This window comes from Priestia sp. YIM B13552, from assembly GCF_042787775.1.
GTDB lineage: Bacteria > Bacillota > Bacilli > Bacillales > Bacillaceae_H > Priestia > Priestia megaterium_E.
Genome location: NZ_JBHZOU010000011.1, coordinates 21,186 through 48,172, shown reverse-complemented (window position 1 = coordinate 48,172; position 26,987 = coordinate 21,186). Strand labels below are relative to the sequence as shown.

The 26,987-nt window shown below is 37.5% G+C and carries 7 protein-coding genes; 6 read left to right on the top strand and 1 reads right to left on the bottom strand.

The features are described 5' to 3' along the window. The first annotated feature begins 227 nt into the window (after window positions 1–227). On the top strand, window positions 228–6,296 hold the full coding sequence (locus tag ACFX40_RS25645) for a carboxypeptidase regulatory-like domain-containing protein (RefSeq protein ID WP_377257110.1): 6,069 nt from the start codon (window positions 228–230) through the stop codon (window positions 6,294–6,296). Between the two features lie 114 nt (window positions 6,297–6,410). Then, window positions 6,411–20,603 carry a carboxypeptidase regulatory-like domain-containing protein gene (locus ACFX40_RS25640; protein ID WP_377257107.1) on the top strand — a complete coding sequence of 4,731 codons (14,193 nt, stop codon included), beginning with the start codon at window positions 6,411–6,413 and terminating at the stop codon, window positions 20,601–20,603. A gap of 710 nt (window positions 20,604–21,313) precedes the next feature. On the opposite strand, the gene ACFX40_RS25635 is transcribed toward ACFX40_RS25640, so the two are convergent. Then, a complete protein-coding gene (locus ACFX40_RS25635) occupies window positions 21,314–22,291 on the bottom strand; it encodes a Gfo/Idh/MocA family protein (protein ID WP_377257104.1) in 978 nt (325 codons plus the stop codon). A 157-nt stretch (window positions 22,292–22,448) separates the two neighbouring features. Between ACFX40_RS25635 and ACFX40_RS25630 the strand changes: the two genes are divergently transcribed. The 4 genes from ACFX40_RS25630 to ACFX40_RS25615 all read left to right on the top strand — a co-directional run bounded on the left by ACFX40_RS25630 (window position 22,449) and on the right by ACFX40_RS25615 (window position 26,929). After that, window positions 22,449–23,369 carry a glycosyltransferase family protein gene (locus ACFX40_RS25630; protein ID WP_377257101.1) on the top strand — a complete coding sequence of 307 codons (921 nt, stop codon included), beginning with the start codon at window positions 22,449–22,451 and terminating at the stop codon, window positions 23,367–23,369. A gap of 20 nt (window positions 23,370–23,389) precedes the next feature. Continuing rightward, window positions 23,390–24,067 (top strand): DapH/DapD/GlmU-related protein, encoded by a 678-nt coding sequence (locus ACFX40_RS25625; protein ID WP_377257097.1) that lies wholly within the window; start codon window positions 23,390–23,392, stop codon window positions 24,065–24,067. A gap of 244 nt (window positions 24,068–24,311) precedes the next feature. After that, complete coding sequence (locus tag ACFX40_RS25620) at window positions 24,312–25,610, top strand: D-glucuronyl C5-epimerase family protein (protein ID WP_377257094.1); 1,299 nt, start codon at window positions 24,312–24,314, stop codon at window positions 25,608–25,610. A 68-nt stretch (window positions 25,611–25,678) separates the two neighbouring features. Continuing rightward, a complete protein-coding gene (locus tag ACFX40_RS25615; protein WP_377257091.1) occupies window positions 25,679–26,929 on the top strand; it encodes a glycosyltransferase in 1,251 nt (416 codons plus the stop codon). The last annotated feature ends 58 nt before the right edge of the window (window positions 26,930–26,987 follow it).

Sequence of the window (26,987 nt, the reverse complement as noted above, 5' to 3'; positions counted from 1 at the left end):
ATGTTCGGGCAGCTTTGACTGCAACTAAAACAATTACCTCCGGTCCAACCTCTCTCTTAACAGGTTCCTTAACAACATGGACACAAAGGATAACAGTAACAAATACAGGCCGAGATATAGCAAGAAGCGTAGTTGCAAACGATGTCTTTGGTATTGATCAGCTGTCAAGTGTAAGTAATATTACAGCTTCCGGTGGCTCTGCCACTCTTAATGCGGCTAATAAGACATTGACATGGAATATTGGCAACCTAACCGCAGGACAGAGTGTTACGCTCACTTATACAGTGGTGGGAACATTTTCTACAGCAGGTACAAGAAGGCTAAACACAGTTACTGTTTCTGCTACTGACAACTTTACCGGCTCTCAATTAACTCCGGTAACAGCTGCTAATGACGTAACAGTAGCTGCAGCTGCATCAATTACAGGAAAGGTAACCTCCGGGCAGACTGGTTTACCTCTTAGTGGAGTTACTGTAGAACTTCGCAACCAAAGCAATGTATTAATATCTACAACTACAACTAATATGGAAGGAAATTATAGCTTTACCCAACTTGCTGCAAGTACCTACAATTTAAATTTTGCAGCTTCAAGCTTTGTCACAGCAACCCGTACAACAACGATTACTGCTGGACAAACGCAAGTTTTAAACGTCATTTTACAGCCTCAACCTGGAAATGTAACAGGCACCGTATTATCTCAAGATGGAACTCCAGTGAACGGAGCAACAATTAGATTAATTGATCAATTTAATACTGTTATTACGACAGTTACAACTAATACTCAAGGACAATATACAATTTCTAATGTTACTCCAGGACAGTATTCACTAACAGTCAGCGCGACAAACTTCCAATCACAAAGCGGAGGGGTCACTATTAATTCTGGGCAAACAACTGTTTCAAACTTTACTTTAATCCCTTCACCAGGAACAGTCACAGGGACAATTACAAGTTCTGCAGGTACACCAATTGAAGGTGCTGTTATAGAAATACTTGATTCAGGAAGTAACATAATTGCGACCGCAACTTCAAATGCTCAAGGACAGTATACGATCAACCAGCTTGCTTCTGGCACGTTTCGATTAAGAGCGACCGCTCAAAACTTCCAAACTTCATTACTAGGTTTTACTATTCAAGGGGGACAGACGACAACTCAAAATATCGTCCTTCAACCATCTCCTGGTACTTTGACAGGTACTTTAACTGATGCCCAAACAGGTAATCCTCTTATAGCGGCATCTGTAAATGTGGTGAATCAAGCTGGCGTTACTATTGCAACAGCTACTACCAATGCTCAGGGACAATATACTATTGCAAATCTAGCTCCTGGGACCTACACCGTAACATTTGGACAGCAGGGGTATGCAAGTCAGAGTGTCGGCACAGTTGTTAGAGCAAATACAACAGCCACACTTTCCACAGCCTTAAACCAAAATGTAGGTGTTATCACTGGAACGGTAACAAATAATGAAGGTGCTCCTCTTATTGGTACAGTTATCAATGTATTTTTAAATAACAACTTAGTAGCCTCTGTTAACACTAATGAAGCAGGAACGTATACCATTCCTAACTTAGCTCCAGATAGTTATACAGTAAATGCAATCGCTCAAAACTTTCAATCTCAAGTAAAGGGAGCGCAGGTTTCTGCTTTTCAAACAACAACTGTCAATTTTGCTCTTACCCTTAATCCTGGTGTTTTAACTGGATTAATCATTGATACAAACGATAATACAGTTTCAGGAGCAGTTATTAACGTACGAACCAATACTGGAGGGGCAATAATCGGAACTGGTGTAAGCGACCAAAGCGGTTTATATACCATCCCTAATTTAGCTCCCGGAGGCTATATAGTAACCGCAACAGCTCCTAATCTTCAAACTTCAAGTCAAGGTACCACTATTCAATCTAGCCAGACAACTACTTTGAATTTCACGCTTGTGTTTAGTCCCGTTACTGTTACTGGAACAATTCTAAATCAACAAACAGGAGAATCAATTGCAGGTGCACAAATACAAGTGCGAGTCTTGGATGGAAATGGTGCCGTCATTGCAAATGTATTAGCTAACCAGCAAGGTGTTTTTGAAGTTCCTCAACTTGCTCCCGGTACCTATACTATTTTTGCAACGGCTCCTAATTTCCAAACAAACTTTGCATCCGTGAATGTACCGCCAGGGAGTCAGCCGAACATTCAGATTTCGCTTACCCCAAGTCCTGGCTATATCACTGGGCAAGTTGTAAATACACTAACAGGCAATTCTATTGGTGGTGCCACAATAAGTGTTGTTAATCAGAATAACATCCAATTAAAAACTGTTTTAGCAGATAGTCAAGGAAATTACACGGTTGAAGGCCTACCACCTGGAAGTTATAACATCGTAGTAAATGCTACAGACTTTCAGTCTAATGTTACAGGTGCAATTGTTTTAGCAAATGCTACCACAACTACAAATATAACTTTATCGTCTTTACCAGGAGCCATTGTTGGGAACATATCTCCAAATCAGCCGAATACAGCTGTTCAACTTTACAATACGAACAATATCTTTATACAAAGTACAGTAGCAGATAATAATGGAAACTATCAGTTTCTAAATCTAGCTCCTGGTAGTTATATTGTAAAAGCACAAAGCCCTAACTTTATAACTCAATCGGCAGGGGCCTTAGTTTACTCAAATGTAGCAACCACGGTGAATCTTATACTCCCCCCAAACCCTGCATCTATTGCAGGAGTTGTTACGGATATAAATGGAAATGAAATTCCCAATGCAATAGTTCAGGTTCTAGATGCAAATGATACCATTATTGGAACAGCCGGAACGGATAGTAATGGAAATTATTCAATCGGAAATCTCCCACCAGGTTCTTTTACTACTGTGGTAACTGCGCCAAATTTCGGTAGTCAAATTGGCGGAATTACCCTACAACCCGGCGATGTCATTACAGACATAGACTTTAGTCTCGTTCCTAATCCTGGTGGAATCAGCGGCCTTATTACAAACGAGACAAATGGAGAACCGTTAACAAATACAAGTGTTATAATTCGACAGACTGTTGGATCAGGTACTGCCATTGCTACTGTTACTACAGATTCTTCAGGAAACTTTTTAGTTCAAGGGCTTGCGCCTGGCAGCTATACTATAACAGCGTCGTCTCCAGGATTTGGCACAAAGACTGTAGGCGCATTGGTTACTAGTGATTTAACATCGACAGCTAATATCAAACTCAGTGAACTACCTGGCTCAATTCGTGGGCAACTCATCGATTCTGCAGGAACCGAGATTAACGAGCAGAATTTACAAATTCGACTTCTTGATCAAAATGGCGTGCTGTTACTCACAGAACTTGCTCAACCTGATGGAACATTTGTATTCTCGAATATTCCCCCCGGTAATTACATTCTTAATGCTACAGCTCCTGGATTTCAGGCAAACACAGTTGGTGTTCAAGTTCTCAGGGACCAAGAGACTTCCACGTTTGTACCACTTAAACCTTCTCCATCAATATTAACAGGGCAGGTCATTAATGAACAAACGCTTACAGGTATACCTGGAAGCATTATATCAGTTATTAATCCGAATACCGGGCTGTTAGTAGGAAAAACAACATCAGGGCAAGATGGAACATTTATTCTAGAAGATTTGCCAGCAGGTCCTTTTATAGTAACGGCAAATGCACAAAATTTCGGAACAGATTCTAAAGCGGTTATTTTAAATGCTAGTCAGACAACAAATACAACCCTTACGCTTACCTCTAATCCTGGAAGTGTTTCCGGTTTTATCGTTAATCGTATTAATGGGGAACAACTCCCAGCTGCAAGTATTCAAGTATTCGATCAAACCGGCGCAGCTGTCGTTTCAGTTGTATCTGATCCAACAGGAGAATTTCTTGTTTCCGGTTTGGCACCTGGGCAGTATACGGCAATAGCCACTTCACAAGGGTTTACAAGTGGAATTATCAGCTTTACGATTATTGCTGATACACAGTCTATCGCAAGCTTTGCTTTAGAGCCAAATCCATCGTCTATTACAGGGCAGGTCATTGATATAACAACTGGCCAACCAATAGTTGGTGCTGATGTTATCGTTCGTCAGTTCACTTCTACAGGCCCTATTATCTCTACTACACAAACTGACTCAAATGGATCTTATATACTTTCCAACCTCCCACAAGGTAGTTTTACTGTCATTATTATTGATCCGGACTATAGTTCTCAGTCATCGTCCGTCACACTTACACCTGGGGCAACAATTAATCTTAATTTTAACTTGCAACAATTACCTTCAAGCATTCAAGGAAATATTATTAATCAAGACACCAGTGAGCCACTAATTAACACTCTTGTTCAACTCATTGACAATAATGGAATTTTTATTACACAGGCTCAAACAGACATTAATGGTTTCTATCAAATAACTGGTTTTAGTGCTGACCAATATACACTATCTTTTATTAATCCACTATTCCAATCCCAGACAGTAAGCTTTATTTCTGAACCGGGTGAAACGTCTGTGGTAAATGTAGAATTAGTTAGCAATCCTGGAGCTATAACAGGGCAAATATTTGATTCTCAAACATTAGCTCCACTCATTGGTGCATCAGTTCGTATTTCCCCTGCTTCAAGCTTAACCCCTATTGCTACATTAGTAACGGATAGTACAGGTCAATATTTTTTAACGGGTTTATCTCCTGGAGCGTATACTCTCACTGCTTCATTTGGGACCTATGCCTCTTCGTCTACTGGTATCACTGTACTTTCCAATCAAACAATTTCATCAGATATTATTTTGACTCCAGATCCATCAACCGTTTCGGGAACTATTACATCCGACACTGGATCTCCTATTCCAAATGCTACTGTAAGGATACTTGATCAAAATGAAACCGTACTTGCCACAGTCGTTACAGATGAACTTGGAAACTATTCTGTTACTGATTTACCACAAGGAAATCAAAAGATTATTGTTACTGCTCCAGGGTTCGCCACTCAACTTGGAGGGGTCACTTTGACTCCAGGTCAAGTAGCAACAGGCACTGATTTTGTCTTAACAGCTAATCCTGGTAGTATTACTGGGCAAATAGTGAGTGCTTCCACAGGCACGCCAATTGTAGGAGCAATTGCCATTGTCAGAACTGTTGCTGGTATCTCTGTAGTTGTATCCTCAACGGCAACCGATGAAGTTGGAAATTATACCGTAACAGGTTTAAAACCCGGCTCTTACACAGTCACTGGATCTGCTACTGACTTTGCTCTTAATACCGTTGGAGCGATCGTAGTCAGTGATCAAGTCACGCAAGCAAATATAACTTTATCTCCTCTGGTGGGAACGATTTCTGGAAATATAATTGATATTCAAGGAATCCCAGTCACAGGCCCTAATATTCAACTTCGGGTATTTGATCAAAGTGGTCTATTGCTTCAAACATTAGTCGCACAGTCTGATGGTTCTTTCTTAATAAATAATTTACAGCCTGGATCATACCAATTAACCATCTTAGCACCAAACTTTGAAGCTACTACGGTTGGGGCCGTTGTGACTGCTGATCAAATTACAACGCTTACTGTTCCTCTAACACCGAACCCGGGAACGATACGCGGTCAAGTCATTAACGAAGTAACAGGGAACGCGGTTACTAACGCCATAGTATCTATTACCAACATTAATGGTCTACCAATCGGTAGTGCAGTCACGGATAGCAATGGAAACTTTTCTATTCTAAATTTGCCTCCTACCACTGTTACTGTTTCAGCAGTAGCGCCTGATTTCGGTTCATTATCTCGTTCTGTTATTTTAACTTCAGGAGAGACTGTTACTACTACGTTAAGTCTGGCACCAAATCCTGGTACCATAAATGGGATCATTACAAGCGAGCAAACTGGAGAAATCACCGCCGGAGCAACTGTCCAGATATTTGATTTCACTTCTGGACTTGTAGCCACTGTTGTTTCAGATAGCAATGGCTTTTACCAATTTGCAGGTCTTACCCCGGGTCTTTATCAAGTAGTTTCCAGTGCCGACAATTTTGGAAGCAGCATACAAGATGCTCAAGTGTTCTCAAATCAAACAACTGCTGTTAATTTTAGTCTAGCTCCAAATCCTGGTTCTATTTTTGGTACAGTAGTGAATGAGCAAACTGGAGAATTTATCGTTGGAGCAACTATTGTTGTTCGACAATTTTCACCAACTGGTCCCATTGTGCAAACAATAGCAACAGATAGTAGCGGCCAATTTACTGTTTTAAATCTTGAGCCTGGTACGTATACAGTAACAGCTTACAATCTAAATTTTGGAGCGTAAAGTGCTACCGCATTAGTTCAATCCAATGTACTTTCGACTGTTTCACTTGCTTTAACACCGAATCCAGGAACGATAGAGGGACAGATTACTTCCATCCAAACCGGTACACCGCTTGTGGATACACAAGTTCGTGTTATTGATAATAACGGAGCTTTAGTAGCAGTGATTCAAACAGATATTAATGGAAACTATAGCCTTCAAGGATTAAAACCTGGCACATATACAATTGTATTTTTAAATACTGTTTTTCAAAGTCAAACATTTGGCTTTAGGGTAGGAGCAGGGGATTTATATACGCTTAACACTGCCTTAGAACCAAATCCTGGATTTATTACAGGGACAATTTTTGATAGTCAATCTGGTACTACTTTAGCAGGGGCAGCAGTGCAAGTTTTCCCTTCACAAAGTTTGATTCCAATTGCAAGTGCAGTGACAGACCAAAGTGGTTCTTACAACGTACTTGGCTTGGAACCAGGAGAGTACACTGTCGTTGCTAATGCCCAAAATTACGCAAGAGCAGTGGTAGGGGCCACCATATTTTCAAATGAAACAGCAGTCGCAAACCTTCTTCTCCTGCCTAATCCGGCAACAATAAGCGGGACTATTAATACAACTGACGGAACCCCTATCCCTGGAGCTATAATCCGAATTGTTGATCAAAGTGAAAATTTACTTGGGACCGGTATTACTGATCAAAATGGTATTTTTACAATTGGCAACATCCCTCCAGGATTCCAAAATGGTATTATCTCTGCTGATGGATTCAGTAATCAATTAATTGGCATTACTCTTGGTCCAGGTGAACTAATAACGAATTTTAGCTCACAACTTACACCAAATCCAGGATCCCTTGATGGAATAATTGTTAATGAGCAGACAGGTGAAGAAATTGCGGGTGCTAACGTTATCATTCGTCGTGCAGGTGCTACCTCTATTATCGTTGCTAACACAACGACGGATTTGCAAGGAAACTATCGGTTAGATAATCTTTCACCTGGATCCTATCTAGTAACGGCTACTGAGCCAGGCTTTGGAACAAACACAGTGGGAGTAATAATTATTAGCGATACTGTAGCTACTGCAAATGTTTTATTAACTCCACTTACTGGTTCCATTACCGGTACAGTGGTTGATCCACAAGGCAATCCAATTACGGGTAACAATATTCAAATTCAAGTATTTGATCAAAATGGAACACTTCTTAAATCTCTAACAGCGAATAGTACCGGTTCATTTACAATATTAGATCTGACACCAGGGTCGTATGGATTGACGGTTACTGCACCTAACTTTGCAACTAATACATTAAGTGCAAATATAGTTTCTGAACAAACTACAGATGTCACTGCCGTTTTACAACCAAATCCAGCTTCAACATTTGGGCAAATTATTAACCAAACTACAGGAGAGCCTGTCGGCGGAGCCATAGTAACAGTTACTTTGCCGAATGGAATTGTTGTTGGAGGCACAGTTACGGATCAAAATGGTTCATTTGTTGTGAATAATTTACCACCTCAAACGCTTGTTGTTTCAATTACAGCTAATAATTATGGCAGCAGTTCTCAATCTATTATCCTTACTCCCGGTCAATCAATCGAAACAAATATTGGTTTATTACCTTCTGTAGGAGTATTAAGAGGAACCGTATTTAACGAGCAGACAGAACAACCTATTGCCGGAGTAACCCTTGAAGTCTTTGATTTTACAAGAGGGATAATCGCTACAGTTGTGACTGATACGTTTGGATTCTATGAAGTTCCTAATCTTTTGCCAGGTTTATATCGTTTGATTGCAACAGCTAAGGGTTATGGTGCTATTGTTCAAGAGGTAACTATAAGTGTAAATCAAGAAACAGTTTTAAACTTCTTCTTGCCACCTGACCCAGGTACAATTCAAGGAACAATTACCAACCGTCAAACAGGGGAAGCACTTTTAGGCGTCTCTATCATTATTCGCCAGTTTTCACCTACTGGACCAATTATTGCGTCCCTGTCAACAGATCAAAACGGGCAATTTGTTATAAATAACCTAGCACCCGGATCATACGCGGTAGTTGCTCTCGATCCTGATTTTGGAAGTCAAGCTGCTTCCGTTTTTGTGGAGTCAGATGCTGCTTCAGCAGTTTCTATTTCTTTAGTTCCCAATCCTGGTATTGTTCAAGGAATAATTAGCAATGAGCAAACAGGTGAACCTTTAACTAATGCATTTGTACGAGTTTTAGATAATAACAGGGTGATTATACAGGAGGTTCAAACTGATACGACAGGAGCCTATAGAGTAGAAGGGTTATCACCGGGAGAATATTTATTGATTGCTGTCTCACCTAATTTCCAGAGGGAAAGTGTAGGATTTATCATTGCATCAGGAGATATTAATGAAGTTAATGTAGCCCTCCAACCAAATCCTGGTTTTATCAGTGGAAGAGTTACCGATAATCAAACGGCATTACCATTAGACGGAGCTACAGTTCAGGTTTTTCCTGCTCAAAGTCTTATTCCTATTGCCAATGCAGTTACCGATCAGAATGGTACGTATCAAATTCCTGGTCTTGCACCAGGTGAATATATCGTAGTTGCCACTGCACGTGACTATACGCGTGCTGCCGTGGGAGCAATTGTGTCCGCTGATCAAACGACGAGGGCAGACCTTCAACTATCATTGAACCCTGCCACTATTAGTGGAACAATAACGGATTCACAGGGAAATCCCATTGAAAATGCCACTGTAAGAGTCATTGACCAAAATGAAACAGTATTAGGAACAGCCTTGACGGATCAAAATGGAAATTACGTAATCAGTAATTTACCACCTGGTTCTCAAACTATTATTGTCACTGCTCCCACCTTTTCAAGTCAAGTTAGTGGAGTCACTCTTGGCGCTGGTGGCTTAGAAAATGTAAGCCTTGGACTCACTGGAAATCCAGGAATTATAACAGGCCAAATTACTAACGGACAAACGGGAGATCCTATAGTAGGTTCGATTGTTCTGCTTCGTACTAGTGGAGGGATTGGCTTAATTGTCGGATTTGATATTACTGATGAAAACGGTACGTATTTTATTACCGGTGTAGCTCCTGGAATATATACCGTATTGGCAACTGCAAATGGATTTGGTATTTCAAACGTTGGAGCAATTGTCCAAAGCGATATCACAACTAATGCCGATGTTGCTCTAATACCAAATGTGGGGGCAATCACAGGTGTCATTACAGACTTACAGGGTAGTCCTATTTTGGGAATAGACACGCAAATTGAGGTATTTGATCAGGGAGGGACTTTATTAAAGACATTACTTGCCCAGTCGGATGGGACATTTGCAGTACTAGATTTACCTCCAGGCAGCTATAACTTATTAGTGACAGCCCCTAATTTTGCAGCTCAAACGACTAGTATAGTGATTGTTTCCGATCAAACAAATGAGTTAAATATTTTACTAACACCTAACCCAGCATCTATTACGGGGCAAGTCCTTAATGTTGCTACAGGCTTGTCAATCAACGGTGCAATTTTAACAGTAACGGACTCTAATGGAATCGTTGTTGGATCTGGAACAAGTGGCTTAGATGGCAATTTCACAATTAATAATTTGCCCCCCAATACTTTAATTATTTCAGCAGTAGCCCAAACCTTTGGAAGTGATTCAAAAGCCGTCATCCTTACACCAGGAGGAGAAGGAGCAACGACACTTACTTTAACGCCAAATCCCGGAATCCTTCAGGGAACAGTTATCAATCAAAGAACAGGGCAAGTAATACCTGGAACTACTTTACAAATTTCCGATTCAACAAGAGCTCTTGTTGCTACCGTACAAACAGATCAGAATGGATTTTATCAAATTCAGACGTTATCACCAGGTTCATATCGGGTGATTGCAACTATACAAAATTTTGGTTCAGTATTAGGAGACACTCAAGTAAATCCAGAGGCTGTAACGGAGTTAAATTTCACACTTGTGCCTAATCCTGGAACAATTACAGGGGTAATCTATAATGAGCAAACTGGTTCGCCTATTTCAGGGGCAAGTATTGCAGTACGCCAATTCTCTCCGGTAGGTCCTATTATAGCTACCACTACAACTGATTCTCGAGGTCAATTCACTGTCCTTAACCTCACGCCAGGCGCTTATACTATTGTTGTCTCTGAACCAAACTTTGGATCGCAGGCCTCATCAACCTTAGTGCAGTCAGATCAGGTATCCACTGTCTTAGTAAATTTACCTCCAAATCCGGGAATCATTAAAGGGGCCGTTACGAGTGGGCAAACGGGGCAACCTATAGTAAATACACTTATACGAGTAGTTGATGTGAATGGGATTACGATTGCTGTTACCCAGACGGACATTAGCGGAAATTTCCAAGCGCAAGGATTAGCGCCTGGAACATATAGCCTTATAGCTACAAATCCTGAATTTCAAGGAGAAACAGTTGGCTTCTCAATTGGACCGAATCAGACCATTACTCAAAATATTTCATTAGCCCCTAACCCTGGAATACTTACTGGAACAGTAAGTGATTTACAAACAGGTGTGGCTTTGTCTGGAGCAGTTGTACAACTATTCTCTACAGGAAATCTTATTCCTATTGAGAATGCAATTACCAATCAAAATGGAAGTTTCATTGTAAGAGGTCTAGAACCTGGAGAATATAACGTGTTAGCCAGAGCTACAAACTTTGGTTCTGTAGTCGTAGGAGCTACAATAACACCTGGAGATACTACAAATATTACAATATCATTAGCTCCTCTATCTGGGTCTATTTCTGGGCAAGCTACTGATTTTTCAGGAAATCCCCTCTCCAATGCTACATTACGCTTACTTGACAGAAACCAGAATGTTGTTGGAATTGGAGCAACGGATATCAGTGGTGCTTATACAATTAGTAATATTGCGCCTGGAACGTATATCCTTGTGGCATCAGCACCTGGATTTGGAACAAGTAACCAGGGAATTACCGTTGGACCGGAACAATTTTTAACAGGTGTAAATATTCCTCTTGAAGCAAACCCAGGTAACATTACGGGGCAAGTTGTCAGTGGCGCTACTGGTAATCCTGTTATTGGAGCCACTGTAACAGTTCGTAGTCTTCAAACTGTTGGTGGAATAGCGGTGCAAGTCGCAAATACAGACCAACAAGGGAACTATGTGGTTTCAAATCTTAGTCCAGGATCTTACTCTGTCACAATTAACCAACTAGGATTTGGACTACAAACAAAAGTAGTTACAGTATTTAGTAACCAAACAACAAATGCAGATTTCACCCTTATTTTAGATACAGGAAATATTTCAGGTTTGGTAAGCGATACGAGTGGAAATCCGATTACAGGATCGAATATCTTTGTCCGTTTATTTGACGAGAATCAACTCCTGATACAATCAATAACAGCGTTACCTAACGGTACATTTACCATTTCAAATTTAGCACCAGGAACTTATTTCATCAGTGCAGAAGCTCCTAACTTTGGAGTGAACACTGTTTCTACCGTAGTTGTAGCTAATCAAACTGCCAATGTTACCATTCTATTAACACCAAATCCTGCTACAGTAACAGGGCAGGTATCAAACCAGCAAACAAGTACGTCACTTAAAGGTGTTTCAGTTACAGCAGTAGTAAATGGGCAGGTCGCGGCAAATACTGTAACAGACCTTAATGGAAACTTTCAACTTACCAACCTACCATCAGGGGAAGTTACTATTATAATATCGACACCAAACTTCGCAACAGAGACACAAACGTTAACTCTTACACCAGGCGAAACAGTATCTACTGATGTGTCTCTTACTCCTCTTCCAGGCACAATTACAGGTATTATTACTAATGAGCAAACAGGTGCCCTAGTTCAAGGTGCCATCATTACAGTTCGCCAATTCTCACCAGCTGGACCTATAGTGACAAATACAACAACTAATACTCAAGGACAATTTTCAACAATTAATTTACCACCTGGAACCTATACAATAATTGCCGAAGCAACTAGTTTAGGCACTACATCAGCTACAACTGTTGTCGTTCCTAATACATCTTCAACAGTGAATATTGGGCTTGCACCTAACCCAGGAACTATTCAAGGTACAATAACGGCTGCGGGCACTGGATCGCCAATTCCAGAGTCCAGAGTACAAGTGATTCGAAAAGATGGAACAATTGTTAATGAGGTAATAACAAACGAAGCTGGTTCCTTTAATATCACAGGTCTCACACTGGGTTTTTATACGTTAGTAGTTACAAAGTCTATTTTTCAAGGAAAGACTGTAGGATTTCAAATTTTCTCTGATCAAATTACCACTGTTAACGTTATTCTTCAACCAAACCCTGGTACATTGACAGGAAGTGTTACCGACTCATTTACAGGTAGACCAATTTCCAATGCATCTATTCTTGTCTTTCCGTCCCAGAGCCTAACACCTATTGCGCAAGCAGTAACCGACCAAGCTGGTTTATATACAATCGCAGGGGTAGCTCCGGGCGAGTACGAAGTTGTAGCTGCAGCTACGAATTTTGCTAGACGCGGCACTGGGGCTTTAATTCTTTCAAATGAGTCAACAATCGCAAATATTCAATTGTTCCCAAATCCTGCTACAGTTTCAGGAACAGTCTCAACTCCCGAAGGTGCACCAATTTCTAATGTATCTATTCAAATTCTGGATCAAAATGAAACAGTCTTAGGAACCGGTATTACTGATCAGAATGGAAATTATGCTATTTCAAATCTACCTGAAGGTACACTAACAATCATTGCCTCATCCTCAGGTTTCGCAACTCAACTTACGGCAGCAACAGTAACAGCTGGACAGATATTATCAAATGTAAACATACAACTTAATCCTCTTTCTGGAAATCTTTCTGGAAAAATAATTAATAGTGTGACAGGGGAACCAATCATCGGAGCAATTGCTATAGTACGTACGATTGGTGGAACAAATATCGTAGTCTCAACTGATACTACTGACACAGATGGAAATTACTTTATTGCTGGCCTTTCTCCTGGAACCTATTCTGTGGTTGGATCAAGTACAGGTTTTGGAACAGTGACGATAGGAGCAATTGTTCAAGCAAATCAAACGGCTACTGCAAATCTAAGCCTTCCTCCTCTAACAGGAACAGTAAGTGGAACTATAACGGATTTAAGAGGCAACGCTATTACGGGTTCAAATACTCAGATTCAAGTATTTGATATAAGCGGTATTTTACTAAAAACACTTCTTGCGAATGCAGATGGGACTTTTAATGTTATTGATTTAATTCCTGGAACGTATTTAATTCAAGTAACAGCCCTAAATTTTGCCACAGCCATTGCCAGTGCCAGTGTAGCAGTTGAACAAACTACAAATATTATCGTGCCACTCACTCCCAATCCTGCAACCGTTACGGGGCAAATTATTAACAAACAAACTGGGGCATCTTTGTCTGGTGTAATTGTAACTATAACAGATCTTAACGGTCTTATTCTTGGTAATGCTGTAAGTGATATTAACGGCCAATTCATCATCCGGAACCTCCCTCCAAATACAGCAGTAATTACAGCTACCGCAACGCAGCCTGGTTTAGGCTCTGCTTCTACATCTGTCCAACTTGGCCCTGGTTCTACTAATAATGTGACACTTTTCTTAACTCCAGAAGTAGGCAGTTTAACAGGTACCATCCGGAACATCCAAACCAGCGAAACACTTGCAGGGGCTACTGTCCAAGTATTTGATTTCACAAGAGCTCTTGTAGCTACACTCGTAACAGATCAAAATGGCCAGTATCTTTTAGAAAATATTACACCTGGAACTTACAGAGTTCTTGTATCTAATCAAGGTTTTGGAACACTTGCCCAAGAAGCAGTCGTTATCGTTAACCAAGAAATCATTTTAAACTTCAGTTTAACACCTAACCCTGGAACCATATTGGGAACAGTCCTCAATCAACAAAACGGCCAGCCACTCGGTGGAGTAGGTGTCGTTGTACGACAATTCTCTCCAGCAGGACCAGTGGTCGCTAATTCAGCAACAGATGGAAATGGAGTATTTACAATCCCTAACCTTGCTCCTGGCACTTATACTGTAATTGCAACACTTCCTAATTTCGGAACTAGCGCAGCATCAGTTGAGGTAATTACTAACTCTTCATCAACCGTTAAGCTTGCATTAACGCCTAATCCGGGTGCTGTTCAGGGAGTAGTAATAAATGCAGCATCAGGTGCGCCTTTACCAAATACGTTTGTTCGTGTGATTAATAACAACGGAGTTATTGTAGCGGTTATGCAGACTGATCCTAATGGCCAATATAGAGTGCAAAATCTCGAGCCAGGAACGTATACAATGATTGTTATTAACTCATCCTTTCAAAGACAAACAATAGGATTTATGGTAGCTGCGGGGCAAACAAATATAATTAATGTACCGTTAGAGCTAAATCCTGGCTCAATAAATGGTATTATTACAAATGCACAAACAGGACTCCCTCTCGCTGGTGCTACTGTTCAATTATTCCTTTCTCAGAGTTTAATACCAGTAGCAAATACCGTAGCGGATGAAAACGGTGTGTATCGCTTTAATGGTCTTGAACCTGGTGACTATATTGTGACAGCTAACTCCACAAGTTTTACGCGCGGCGTACTTGGTGCAACAGTCTTGCCAAACGTTCAAACAACAGCAAATATCTCGTTACAGCCTAATCCGGCCTCAGTTTCGGGAACAGTTACGGATCAAAATGGTAATTCTCTATCGAACGCGACAATAAGAGTCGTAGATGAAAATGAAACAGTCTTGGGCACAGGTGTTTCGGGTTTAGATGGAGCTTATGCAGTAGGCGGATTGCCACCTGGAACGTATGGAATTATTGCTACAAAAACTGGATTTTCAACTACTACAAGCGGTTTAACGTTGATTGCAGGGGAGATTCAAACAGGAGTTAATTTTATTCTTTTAGCTAATTCAGGCACACTAACTGGAATTGTCACTGATTCGTCAACTGGAACCCCTCTACCTGGCGTAACAGTTACTATCCGAAATATTCTAGGATTAGTAGTAGCTACCGCCTTTACCAATGTAGACGGCCGTTATATGATTCAAAACCTTGCTCCAGGGGAGTATAACGTTTCCTTTTTTGAAAATGGATTTGGCAACTTTGTGTTAGGAGCACAAATCACTACTAATATAACAACAGTCCTAAATACTGCTCTTTCACCTCTAGTAGGAACCATCCAGGGTCAGATATTAAGTGAACAAGGAATACCAGTTACAGGAGAAAGCATTCAAGTAAAAATCTATAACGAAAATTTAGTATTGATCCGAACAATTCTTTCTAATTCTGATGGAACATTTAATGCCCTTGACTTATCACCGGGAACCTATTTAGTAAATGTAACGGCCCCTGGGTTTGCTTCTAATACTGTGTCTGCTATTGTCCGTGCCAATGAACAAACATTAACTACAATTAGATTGGGGGCTCTACCGGCAACATTAACAGGTAAAGTCGTTAATGCAGAAAATAGAGAAGGAATAGCTGGATCCCTGATTGTGATTATACGTTCAAATGGTGTGGTTATAGGAACTGCCATAAGCGGAGAAAATGGAAGCTTTTTAATTTCGAACTTACCAGCTGGCTCATTTATTGTCACAGCTCAAAATCAAAAATTTGGAACTTCCTCTATCGGAGTTACTTTAGTTGCTGGGGATACAACTACAACACTTTTATCATTGTCACCTAACCCTGGACGCCTATTAGGGCAAGTCACAAATGAATCAACTACAGTACCAATTCCAGGTGCTATTATTCAAATTTTTGATCAAAACCGTTCTTTTGTCACTTCCGTTGTAACAGATGCTCAAGGGGCTTTTACTGTGTCAAACCTTTCTCCTGGACAGTATACAGCTGTTATAAATGCTGTTGATTTTGGAAGTGAGTTTAGAGAATTTATGATTAATGCTGGAGAAGATACAGTCATTTCAGCAAATCTTTCACCAAATCCTGGAATAATCCAAGGAACGGTAACTTCCGTAGAAAGCAGCCAACCAATTTCGGGTGTCAGTGTTGTGATACGCGCTTTAAGTCCTGCAGGTCCAATTGTTGCTACTACGGTAACTGATCAAAATGGGTTTTATCAGCTAACAGGTATCGCGCCTGGTTCATATACAGTTATTATTAGTGGACCTCCTACATTTGGTTCTGAAACCATTTCAATACTGCTTGATTCAGGAGAGGTTGAAACTGTGAACCTTACACTCAAGGCTCTTCCAGGGTCCGTTCGAGGTAAAATTACCGATGAAGCAGGTATTAGTCTTACTAACGCTCTAGTACAGTTATTCGATGAACAAGGTTCGCTAGTACGTCGAGTCCAAACAGATAATAACGGAAACTACTTTATTAGAGGCTTTACACCAGGAACTTATAAAATTACAGCAAGCCAACAAAACTTCCAAAATGCATTCACTAATTTTAACGTTGAGCCTGACGAGGTAGCTACTGTGAACCTTGTACTAGTATCAAAACCAGGGAACATTAACGGCACTATACGCAATGCTGTTACAAATCAATCCATTCCTGGTGCAATTGCTCAACTTTTTCCAAATCAAAGTTTAACCCCTATTGCAACCACAGTAGCTGATCAACAAGGAAACTATCAATTTGTTGGATTGCAGCCAGGGAACTATACAATCGTAAGCTCGGAATTTAATTTTGCAAGTGCTTCATCTGGAAGCACCGTTATTTCAGATCAAACAACTACTACAAATCTATTTTTACAACCAAATCCTTCCTCTATTTCAGGTATTGTTACAACCACTGAAGGCACACCAATTAATGATGCTTCTGTTCGCATCTTAGATCAAAATGAGACTATTATTGGGTTTGGTGTAACGGGACCCGATGGACGGTATGCAATTAGCAATATTCCAGCAGGAACGTTTACAATTATTATTTCTGCTCAACTATTCCAATCACAGTTGTCCACTATTACCTTAAATCAAGGGGAATCTCGACAAGATGTTAATTTCACTTTACTTTCAAACCCTGGATCAATAACAGGTACAGTCACAAATATAAATGGAAATCCTTTAGCTGGTGCCGTCATTACCGTCCGAATTTTAGGATCTACAGGTATTATTATAGGATCAACTGTAACTGATCAAGGAGGCCATTACCAGGTTAATAGCTTAGTTCCAGGCTCATACGCTGTAACAGTGAATTTGCCAGGACTTGAAACAAAAACGGCAGGAGCCCTGGTACAATCTAATACAACAACTATTACAGATTTTGTATTAACAGGCCTCACAGGTTCAATAAGTGGCGTTATTTTAGATAATTTGTCACAACCTATTATTGGATCTAATGTTTCAGTTTCATTGCTTAATCAAAATGGTATTCTAATTTTCACAACAACTGCAAGTTCTGATGGAACTTTCTCCTTCTTAAATGTTGAACCTGGAGACTATATTATCGTTGCTTCTGCTTCCGGTTTCATTAATGGTACAGTTGGAATTAATGTAGAAGCTGATAGAAACGTGTTTACTACCCTTTTATTGCAATCAAGTCCAGCTAGAGTTACTGGTCGAGTAATTAACTCAGTTACAGGTGAAGGAATACAAGGAGCATCTGTTACTGCTACTTCCAATGATGGGGAAGTTATTGCCGTGACAACCACCAGCGAAGATGGTTTCTTTACTATTCAGAACCTTCCTCCAGGATCTGTAGTTCTTACAGCTAACGCAGTAGGATTTGGAGCTGACTCTAAAGGAATTATTTTAAATCCAAATATTACAAGTACTACTACGTTGTCCTTAAATCCATCACCTGGTTCTTTAACAGGTTCCGTCGCTGGTGAAAATGGGCAGCCTATTATAAGAGCAACAGTTCAAGTATTTGACATCACAAGCGGCCTTGTTAGTACAGTAATAACAAACAATTTTGGTCAATATGCTATCTCGGGACTTACTCCAGGAAATTATCGAGTCGTATTTAGTGCTCCTGGATTTGAACGTTTAGCTGCTGGTTCTACAATCATTGCAAATGAGACGACTATACTAGATGTTCAATTGGATTCATTATTTGCAACGATTTCAGGAACTGTTATAAATGCCCAAGCGAGCACACCTATCGCTGGGGCCTCAGTAACGATTCGCTATCAAAGTGCTTCTGGTCCTTTAGTGGTGACCGCACTTACTAACTCGTTAGGTCAATTTGTGATCCAAGGTATTACTGAAGGTGAAGTTTCTGCAGTGGCTACTGCATCGGGTTTTGGAGCACAAGGTCTAAGTGGAGTTGTAGTTGCTGGCCAAACACTCACATTTAACTTCCAGCTTCTGCAGCAATCGGCAATAATTCAAGGAAATGTAACAAATAACGCTACAGGGGAAGATTTAACTAATACTAGAATTCGCGTTATTAATAACTTAGGAGTAGTCATTGCGACAACACAAACGGATATTAACGGTAATTATTTCATTCCAAATCTTTCACCTGGATTCTATCAAGTAGTTGCACTCAACGTGAATTTTGAAGCACAAACACAAGGTGTCACCCTTGTACCAAATCAAGTAGGAATTGTAAATTTCTCATTATTAGGAAACCCAGCAACATTGAGTGGAAGAGTTATAGACGCCGAGACAGGATCACCTATTGTCGGGGCACTTGTTGAAGTATTTGATACTTCTGGAGTACCAATTGCATTTGGATTAACGAATCAAAACGGTCAATATATTATTGAAGGATTACCTCAAGGCTTATTAACAGTTATTGCATCAGCATCCGGATATACTTCTATAACTGAACAGGTTGAATTTGCGCCTAATCAAAAAGTCGAAAAAGATTTCTCTTTAACACGTCCTTCTCCAGTTTTAGGTACGATTGCAGGTCAAGTCGTAGACGCTTCAACAAATACACCTATTTCAAATGCCCGTATTGATATTGTAAATAGCCAAGGTCAACTTGTTACTTTCGTATTTACAAACGAAAATGGCCAGTATGTGGTTCAAGGGTTACCGTCAGACACTTATACAGTATTTGCTAGTGCTACTAATTATGTAGATCAGCAGCAAACAGCTCTTATTAGAGAAGGTGAATTTGTATTTGTTCCTGTGAATTTCCAACTTGTCCGCGTTAATCAGTTTGGAACAATCACCGGCCAAGTAACCAACTCGGAGACTCAGCAACCAATACAAGGAGCCTTAGTGGAAGTTTTGAATACTCAAGGAAAAGTGATTGCCGCCATCCGTACCGATAAAGATGGGAACTTTACCATTAGAGGGTTGTTACCAGGCGATTACGCACTTCGTGTATCTGCTGAAGGATTTGCTCCATCTATTAAGCAAGTAGTTGTAATGGCGGGAGATATGACTCCAGTCTCAATTTTACTAACCCCTACATCAAATGTTGGCAGTATTTTTGGAAGAGTAATTAATAAAGAAACCGAGCAATCAATACAAGGAGCTCTAGTCGAAGTTTTAAACGGTCAAGGAGATGTAGTTGCAACTGATCGTACAGACAGTTTGGGTAATTTTACTATTAGAGGATTGCCGCCAGGCACTTATACACTCCGTGTATCCTCTAAAGGCTTCATACCACAGACTCAACAAATAACTATAGTAGCAAATAAAACTACAGAAGTTAATGTATATTTAACTCCAAACCTAATTAGTATTATTGGAACTGTTCTGGATAAAAAACTTGGAATACCGCTAGCTAATATTCTTATTGAAGTGTTTAATGATCAAGGGGATCTTATTGCTAGTGCTCTAACTGATGCTAAAGGTAACTACACAATATTTAACTTACCAGCAGGTGTATTTACTGTGAAGGCCAGTTCTAATAATTACCTTTCAGAATCGAAGGTTGTCAACCTAACATCAGGAGAGACTGCAGTAGTCAATTTTACTCTTATCAGAAAACAAAGATTTCCTTGGCCAATACCCATTGATCCTCAACTAGAAAATCAGATTCAAAAAACACCTCAACAAAGAAGTGTGGTTCAAGAAATATTAGATCAATTATTTGAGATAAGTACAAATATAACTTCAATCTGGATAAAAGATTCCTACAGAGTTAAAATTCAATTAACAGAGACCCAAACTGCTACTTCACTCCACCTAAGCTTGCAATTAGTAATTTCATTCGTTATTAACTCCATATTTGATGATATAAATGTTAACGACTACTCTAGAGGAAACAGGGACAGTAAAAGATCTAATATAGAGCAAATAAATAATAAAGAGATTACTATCGATAACTCTAAGGATGTTACAATACTAATTACAGACACAGAATTTATATTAAGTATTGAAATCTTGTTACAAATACTTTTAGTGTTGCTAGTACAACTTGATGTTTTATAATCTAGAGGAAAATGTTAAAAAATCACAATCTTAAACATGAGTAAAAAAGCTAACAAATTTAGTTAGCTTTTTTTACTTTTCAATTAGATAGCGGCATGTATGTAATCAGCGACTGCAAATCCCTCCTACATGAAATTATAATTCATATAGGAGGGATTTACAGTCATTTTGTAAGAATTGAGCCCCATTCTCCTTTAAGATAAATGATTCTGATATTCAACTTTACCTTCAATCTAATCAATCTTCTAAACATTGTCCATCTTTTCATATACTCTCTTCTTATGTTCACATTCTTTACTGGAGAACCATTAAATATATACCTATATTATCTTTATCTGTTCATTTACATGTCGTTCTAAGAAGTTTTTTTGATAACAAGAACTGTAATTAATAAATTTTCACAGAAAAGCAAGAAAAATGGTAGCTTGCATACGCTAGACACAAAGGTCAACTTAGCTCCTTTGTTATCACTTTATAGCTTTAGTTAGAAGGCTTAGTACAAAAAGATGGAGGTAAAATAACAACTAAGGACTTCAGAATTTACTTCATCACTTAAAATAATAAAGGATTAATAATATTACTATTGATATACTAAGAGACTAAAATAGATTGTTTAATGGGCCATTAATTAAAATTAAAAACATTCTATAAAGTACTATTTTTTTATTGATAACGTTTTATTGTAAATAAAAAATAGTACTTTAAATTAACTATTGCTTAGAATTTTTATTTTTCAAGGATTTTTCTGATTCCTTTATATAGGAGCTTATTCTATTACATATAGCTAATGCATTTACTCCATCTTCCCCTTTTACTGTGAGAGGAGTATCATTCTTTACCGAATTAATGAAATCCCCTAATTGTAATTTTAATGAATCAATATAGGGTACTTCAATAGTTTCTGTTCTTTGTATATCCGCATTATTATTTTGAAAATCTTTATAACCCTCAACAGTTTTTATTACTTCAATATGTCCATTTAATAAGTTCGCACTGATAATACTTTTCTCTGTAAACACACGAATAGTTCGAATCTTTTTTACTGATTTAAAACTTGCTGTAAGATGAGCTACACTTCCATCCCTAAACTTGATAATTGCAGATGCATGTTTTGGAGTATTATTTATTATTTGTCCTAAAGCACATAAATTTGAAATTTCAGAGGTTGCTAATTCCTTTAGAATGTAAATATCATGAATCATTAAATCTTGCACAACATCTACGGTCTCCAATCTTTGATCATATGGGCTCATCCGATGAACATCAAATGCAATAACTTTCTCATTAACCAACATATGTTTGAGTATATTAATTAAAGGATTATATAATTCAATATGTCCTACTTGAATTTTTAACCCTTTTTCTTTTGCTTTTTGAATTAATTCATTTGCTTCATTGACGTTATTTGTGATGGGCTTTTCTATAAGCATATGAACGTTATACTTAATACATAATAAACCAATTTCATAATGATATTCTGTCGGTACAACTATACTGACTATATCCACTACCTTCAACAATTCTGTAATTGATTCAAACAGGGTTACCTCATATTTATTAGAAATTTCTTTGGCTCTGGTCTTGTTATTATCGTAAATACCCATTAGATGACAATAGTTCGATAGTGCAGAGTATGCTCGAACATGTTTTTCGCCCATACTTCCCGTCCCAATTACACCAACTTTCATGAAAAATCCTCCACTCTACATAACTTGCTAACATATTTTATGCAAGCTAGGAAAAGAGGATTGGACTTTTATACTAAACACTTAAACCCCATTTACTATTTATTAAAAAAGCCTATTTATAAATAATGAGAATGGAAAAACAGGAGGAAAGATAAAGTTGATAAATTTATTATTTATAACTCCTAAGACTTCTGGTTTATTAGATAAAAACTATTATTTTTTAGAAAATGAATTAAAAAAAATCACTAATTTAACCTTACACAGAAATTCAGGAAGGATAAGTGATATATTAAAAAAAATGAACGTTACACCTGATTTTATTCTATTGTTAAATGACTTGAGTAATGAGATGTTTCCAATTATTAAAGGACTTTCTTCTGTTAATATACCTACTGGATTAATAATTAATGATGTCCACAGATTTAAAGAAAAAAGAAGACATTTTATAAGAAAAAGTAATATTTCTTACCTTTTTTCAGTGACACGAAAAAAATCCCGTGAAATTTATTCAGAATATACCAACAAAATGGAATGGTTCCCCCATTTTGTGAATACAGAAGTGTATAAGGACTATGGTTGTATAAAAACGATAAATCTATTAATGATGGGAGCAGTTAATGACTTCTATCCATTGAGGCAAGAAATCCTTAGGTATTATGAAAAAAGCAATGACTTTATCTATCATAGTCATCCTGGTTACCGAGAATTTAGTGAAGAAGAAGAACAACAACTATATATTGGAGAAAAATATGCAAGAGAAATTAATAAATCAAAAATTTTCTTTACTTGTCCCTCAGTGCTTGAATATCCTGTAAAGAAATATTTTCAAGCATTGGCCTGCAAATCCCTACTTCTTGCTCCCACTTTTAAGGAGTTAGAAGACCTTGGTTTTATCCCTGGAATTCATTTCGTCGAGATTAACAAATATAATTTTAAAGATAGAGCGGCATACTATTTAACTAATGCAAAGGATCGAGAGCGAATTGCTGAACAGGGATGCCAATTTATAAATCAAAATCATTCACTTCAAATTAGAGCGCAACAGCTTGTGAATAGAATTGAAGATTTTATTTCATAAAAACTCAAGGAGGTTCTTAGATGTCCCATATACCTAAAAGTATAAAAATAGGAAATAACGTTGTGATAGAGAACAATGTAGAAATTGGTGAAAATGTAATCATTGGTCACAATACAGTTATATTGGAAGGTACAAAAATAGGAAACAATGTAGAAGTTGGAGCAAATAGCGTATTAGGAATACAAGCAAAGAGTAATCATAAAATGCGTAAAGTTACTGATAGCCATAAGAAGTTAGTTATTGGTAATAATGTAAAGGTTGGAAATTTGGTTTCTATATATCTCGGTAGTATTATTTCCAAAGATGTATTTATTGGTGATCATGCAAGTATAAGGGAAAATGTCTCCATTAATGAGGGAACAATTATAGGAAGAGCAGCAATTGTAGAACTTAACTCAATTATTGGGAAGCGTTGCACTATTCAAACCCTTTCTTATATCACAGGTGATACAGTTCTAGAAGATGATGTTTTTATCGGTCCATGCGTTTCCATGTCTAATGATAAATATATGGGCAAAAAAGATTATAAATTAAAAGGACCCTATATAAAGAAGGGAGCTAAAATAGGAAATAATGCTTCACTTTTACCCAATATAGTAATCGGTTCTGAAAGCATAGTAGGAGCAGGGTCCGTAGTAACCAAAAATATAGATGATTATGGGGTATTCATTGGAATAGCTGCAAGGAAAATAAAGTGAAAGATTCGTATTCATGAATATAACAACTAATGCAACTATTCATCATACATACAAACTAGGATCAATATAAATCTTTAATTGTGTGTGAGTTATTATAAATTACTTTGATGCTTAGCTTTTCGATGCCCCAGATGCCCCATGCCCCCCTTTTATTGACTTAAAAAAATATGTTTTTCTACAGTAACAGTTAAGGTAAGTATGATGAAATGAAATGAAATTTTGTTTTTCTTTTAGGAGGAGTAAAATGACCGATAAAATGCCAGAATTCACACCTCGTTTGTCAGCTGTAAGTAGAGACAGATATAAAATTAAATTTTTGGAAGATGGATATCCTGGAAAGGAAATAGGGAATGAAACTCATTGTCACCCAATTTATGGTGTTTATGTAATAAGGGATTACTTATTTCAATACAGAAAAACAAAAGAAATGAAGTATCAAGATGCTGCTATTAAAGTAGCAAATGCTGCTATTCATAGAATGGAGACATTTAGAAATGCTCTTGTATTTTGGTATAAAAAGGATAGCCTTTTTAATTCTACAAGCAAGGAATACTATTCAGGTTTAACGCAAAGTTATTATGCAGAAATTTTTGCCCAAGTCTATAAATTAACTAATATATCAATTTATAAAGATGCTGCAAAAAAAGTATATGCAAGTTTAAAAATACCGGTCTCATTAGGAGGCGTATTTCATAACTCTTCAAAAGGTCCCAGTATTCAAGAATATCCCATGTCTCCAAATGGGTATGTATTAAATGGATGGCTTTCCACAATATCTGCAATTAAAAATTATGCAGATATATTACAAGATGCAGAAGCAGAGAATTTTTGGACGGATAATCTATTAACTCTAAGCAAATTACTCCCTCTATATGACGCTCCATATTTTTCAAATTCAAGATATACATTAAATGGAATGACAACAGTTAAACTATTCTCCCCTTCTACCCAGTTTGAATTACAAAGAGTAAACCTCATTGTCCCTGATGAGGATAGTTATGAACTAAAAATTGATTCTAAGAGAAGATATGCGAATTTTATTGAAGGTTCTTCTGTACTTCAAAAAAATGGGAAAATATTAACTAGAAAAAACACAGCTTTACTAAAAGTATTATTGAGTAGGTTTTCATATCCGAAAGAAAATGAACTTTCCATTAAATTATTTAGTCCTCACACAGCTAAAATCCAAATATTTATTGCCCAACCACAATATTTTCCCACTAAAATTATAGAACCACAAAAAAGTGCTTCATATCACTTTATCAAAGAATTATCCCTTCAAAAAGGTTTGAATGATATAAAAGTCAAGCTTCCATGGGAGCCTTTAGATGCAATTGGAATTCCTACTACATTTAAACAGTTTGGTTCAAAATGGCATAATGTATATCATTTTATACACATTGATAAGTTAAATTATTTTTATGAGATTACTAACAACAAACAACTATTAGATTATTCTACAAAGTGGAAAAAATACACAGATTCATGGGTTAATAATCCTTTATACGATGGATTAGAAAAATCGCCTTATCAAGGAGGCTAAAATTTTATATATTGAAAGTCAAAAGGCAATTCCCAATTAAAGGTATACAATTTAAATGGAGGTGCAAAATGAGAAAAAAAATATGTATGCTGGTTCATACCCACTCTTTTTTAGACTCAAGAATTTTCAAAAAGGAAGCTAAATCTTTACAGAGAAATGGTTATGACGTCACTATGATTGTTCCTAGAGTTAAAGGAACTTTATTTGATGTCGATAAAAAACCTTTTGATAAAAAATTTTCGGCAACAATCTTTAAACATGAAGGGATTAAAATTGTAACTTACAATTTGGAAACTTTTAAACCATCTGCTTCAGAAATGAATAAAAATCTTGTGAAAAATAATGATTCGTTATTTAACAATCCACTTACCAAGCTTGGAATTGAAGAAAATGCAGATATTTATCATGCTCATGAATTAGCATCTTTGTACGCAGGAATCGGAATTAAAAGAATGCTGAATAACAAGGGGAATAAAAATATAAAATTAATTTTTGATAGCCATGACCTTATTCCTGATCCTTTAGACAATAGAATTTTAACACCAACAAATAAAGCAGAGATGCTAAAGCTTTTAGAGACTATGATTGAAGAAATCGATCAACTTATCACAGTTTCTCATTCTATAAAATCTTGGTATATTGCAAAAAACCCCCTCCTTCCTACAGAAATAATTTATAATTCTCCACCATTAACACAAAATTATGTACAAAGAAACTACGATCAGTCTAGATTAACAGTTTGTTATGAAGGACATATTGCAGATAATAGAAAAGGGAGTAGAGATAAGATATTTAAATTAACAGAACTTTGTTCAAAGAAAATTGATTTCAATTTTAAAATAATAGGAGGTGTCTTACACGGCCACAAACTATCCATCCCGGACCACTTAGAAGAAAAGATTGAATTAACAGGATGGGTTGATTATCATGCTATTTCAAATTACATGAAAGATGTAGATATAGGTTGGATTGACTTTGATGACTTACAAAATTCCTTAAATCGCTCGTATGCTCTACCCAATAAATTTTTTAGTTATTTAAATAACGGTATACCAGTCGTGGTTAACAAATGTCATGAAATGGAGAATTTTATAAAAACACACAACTGTGGACTTGTAATTAATAAAGCTAAAGCTACTGCTGAGGATTATGCGGAAGCCTTTCTTTATTTAAACAAAAATAGAAAAAAACTAAAAACAATGAGTATTAATGCAAGAAAAGTCATGGAAAGACTTTACAGTTGGGACGAAATGGAGAAAGATTTATTAAAAATTTATAATTCGTTATTAGTAGGAAGTATAAATAAGTTTGATATTTGAGTAAGAATTTTCTCTTTAAAAATTTTTTTAAAGAGAAAATTTTTTATTTTAAAGCTAT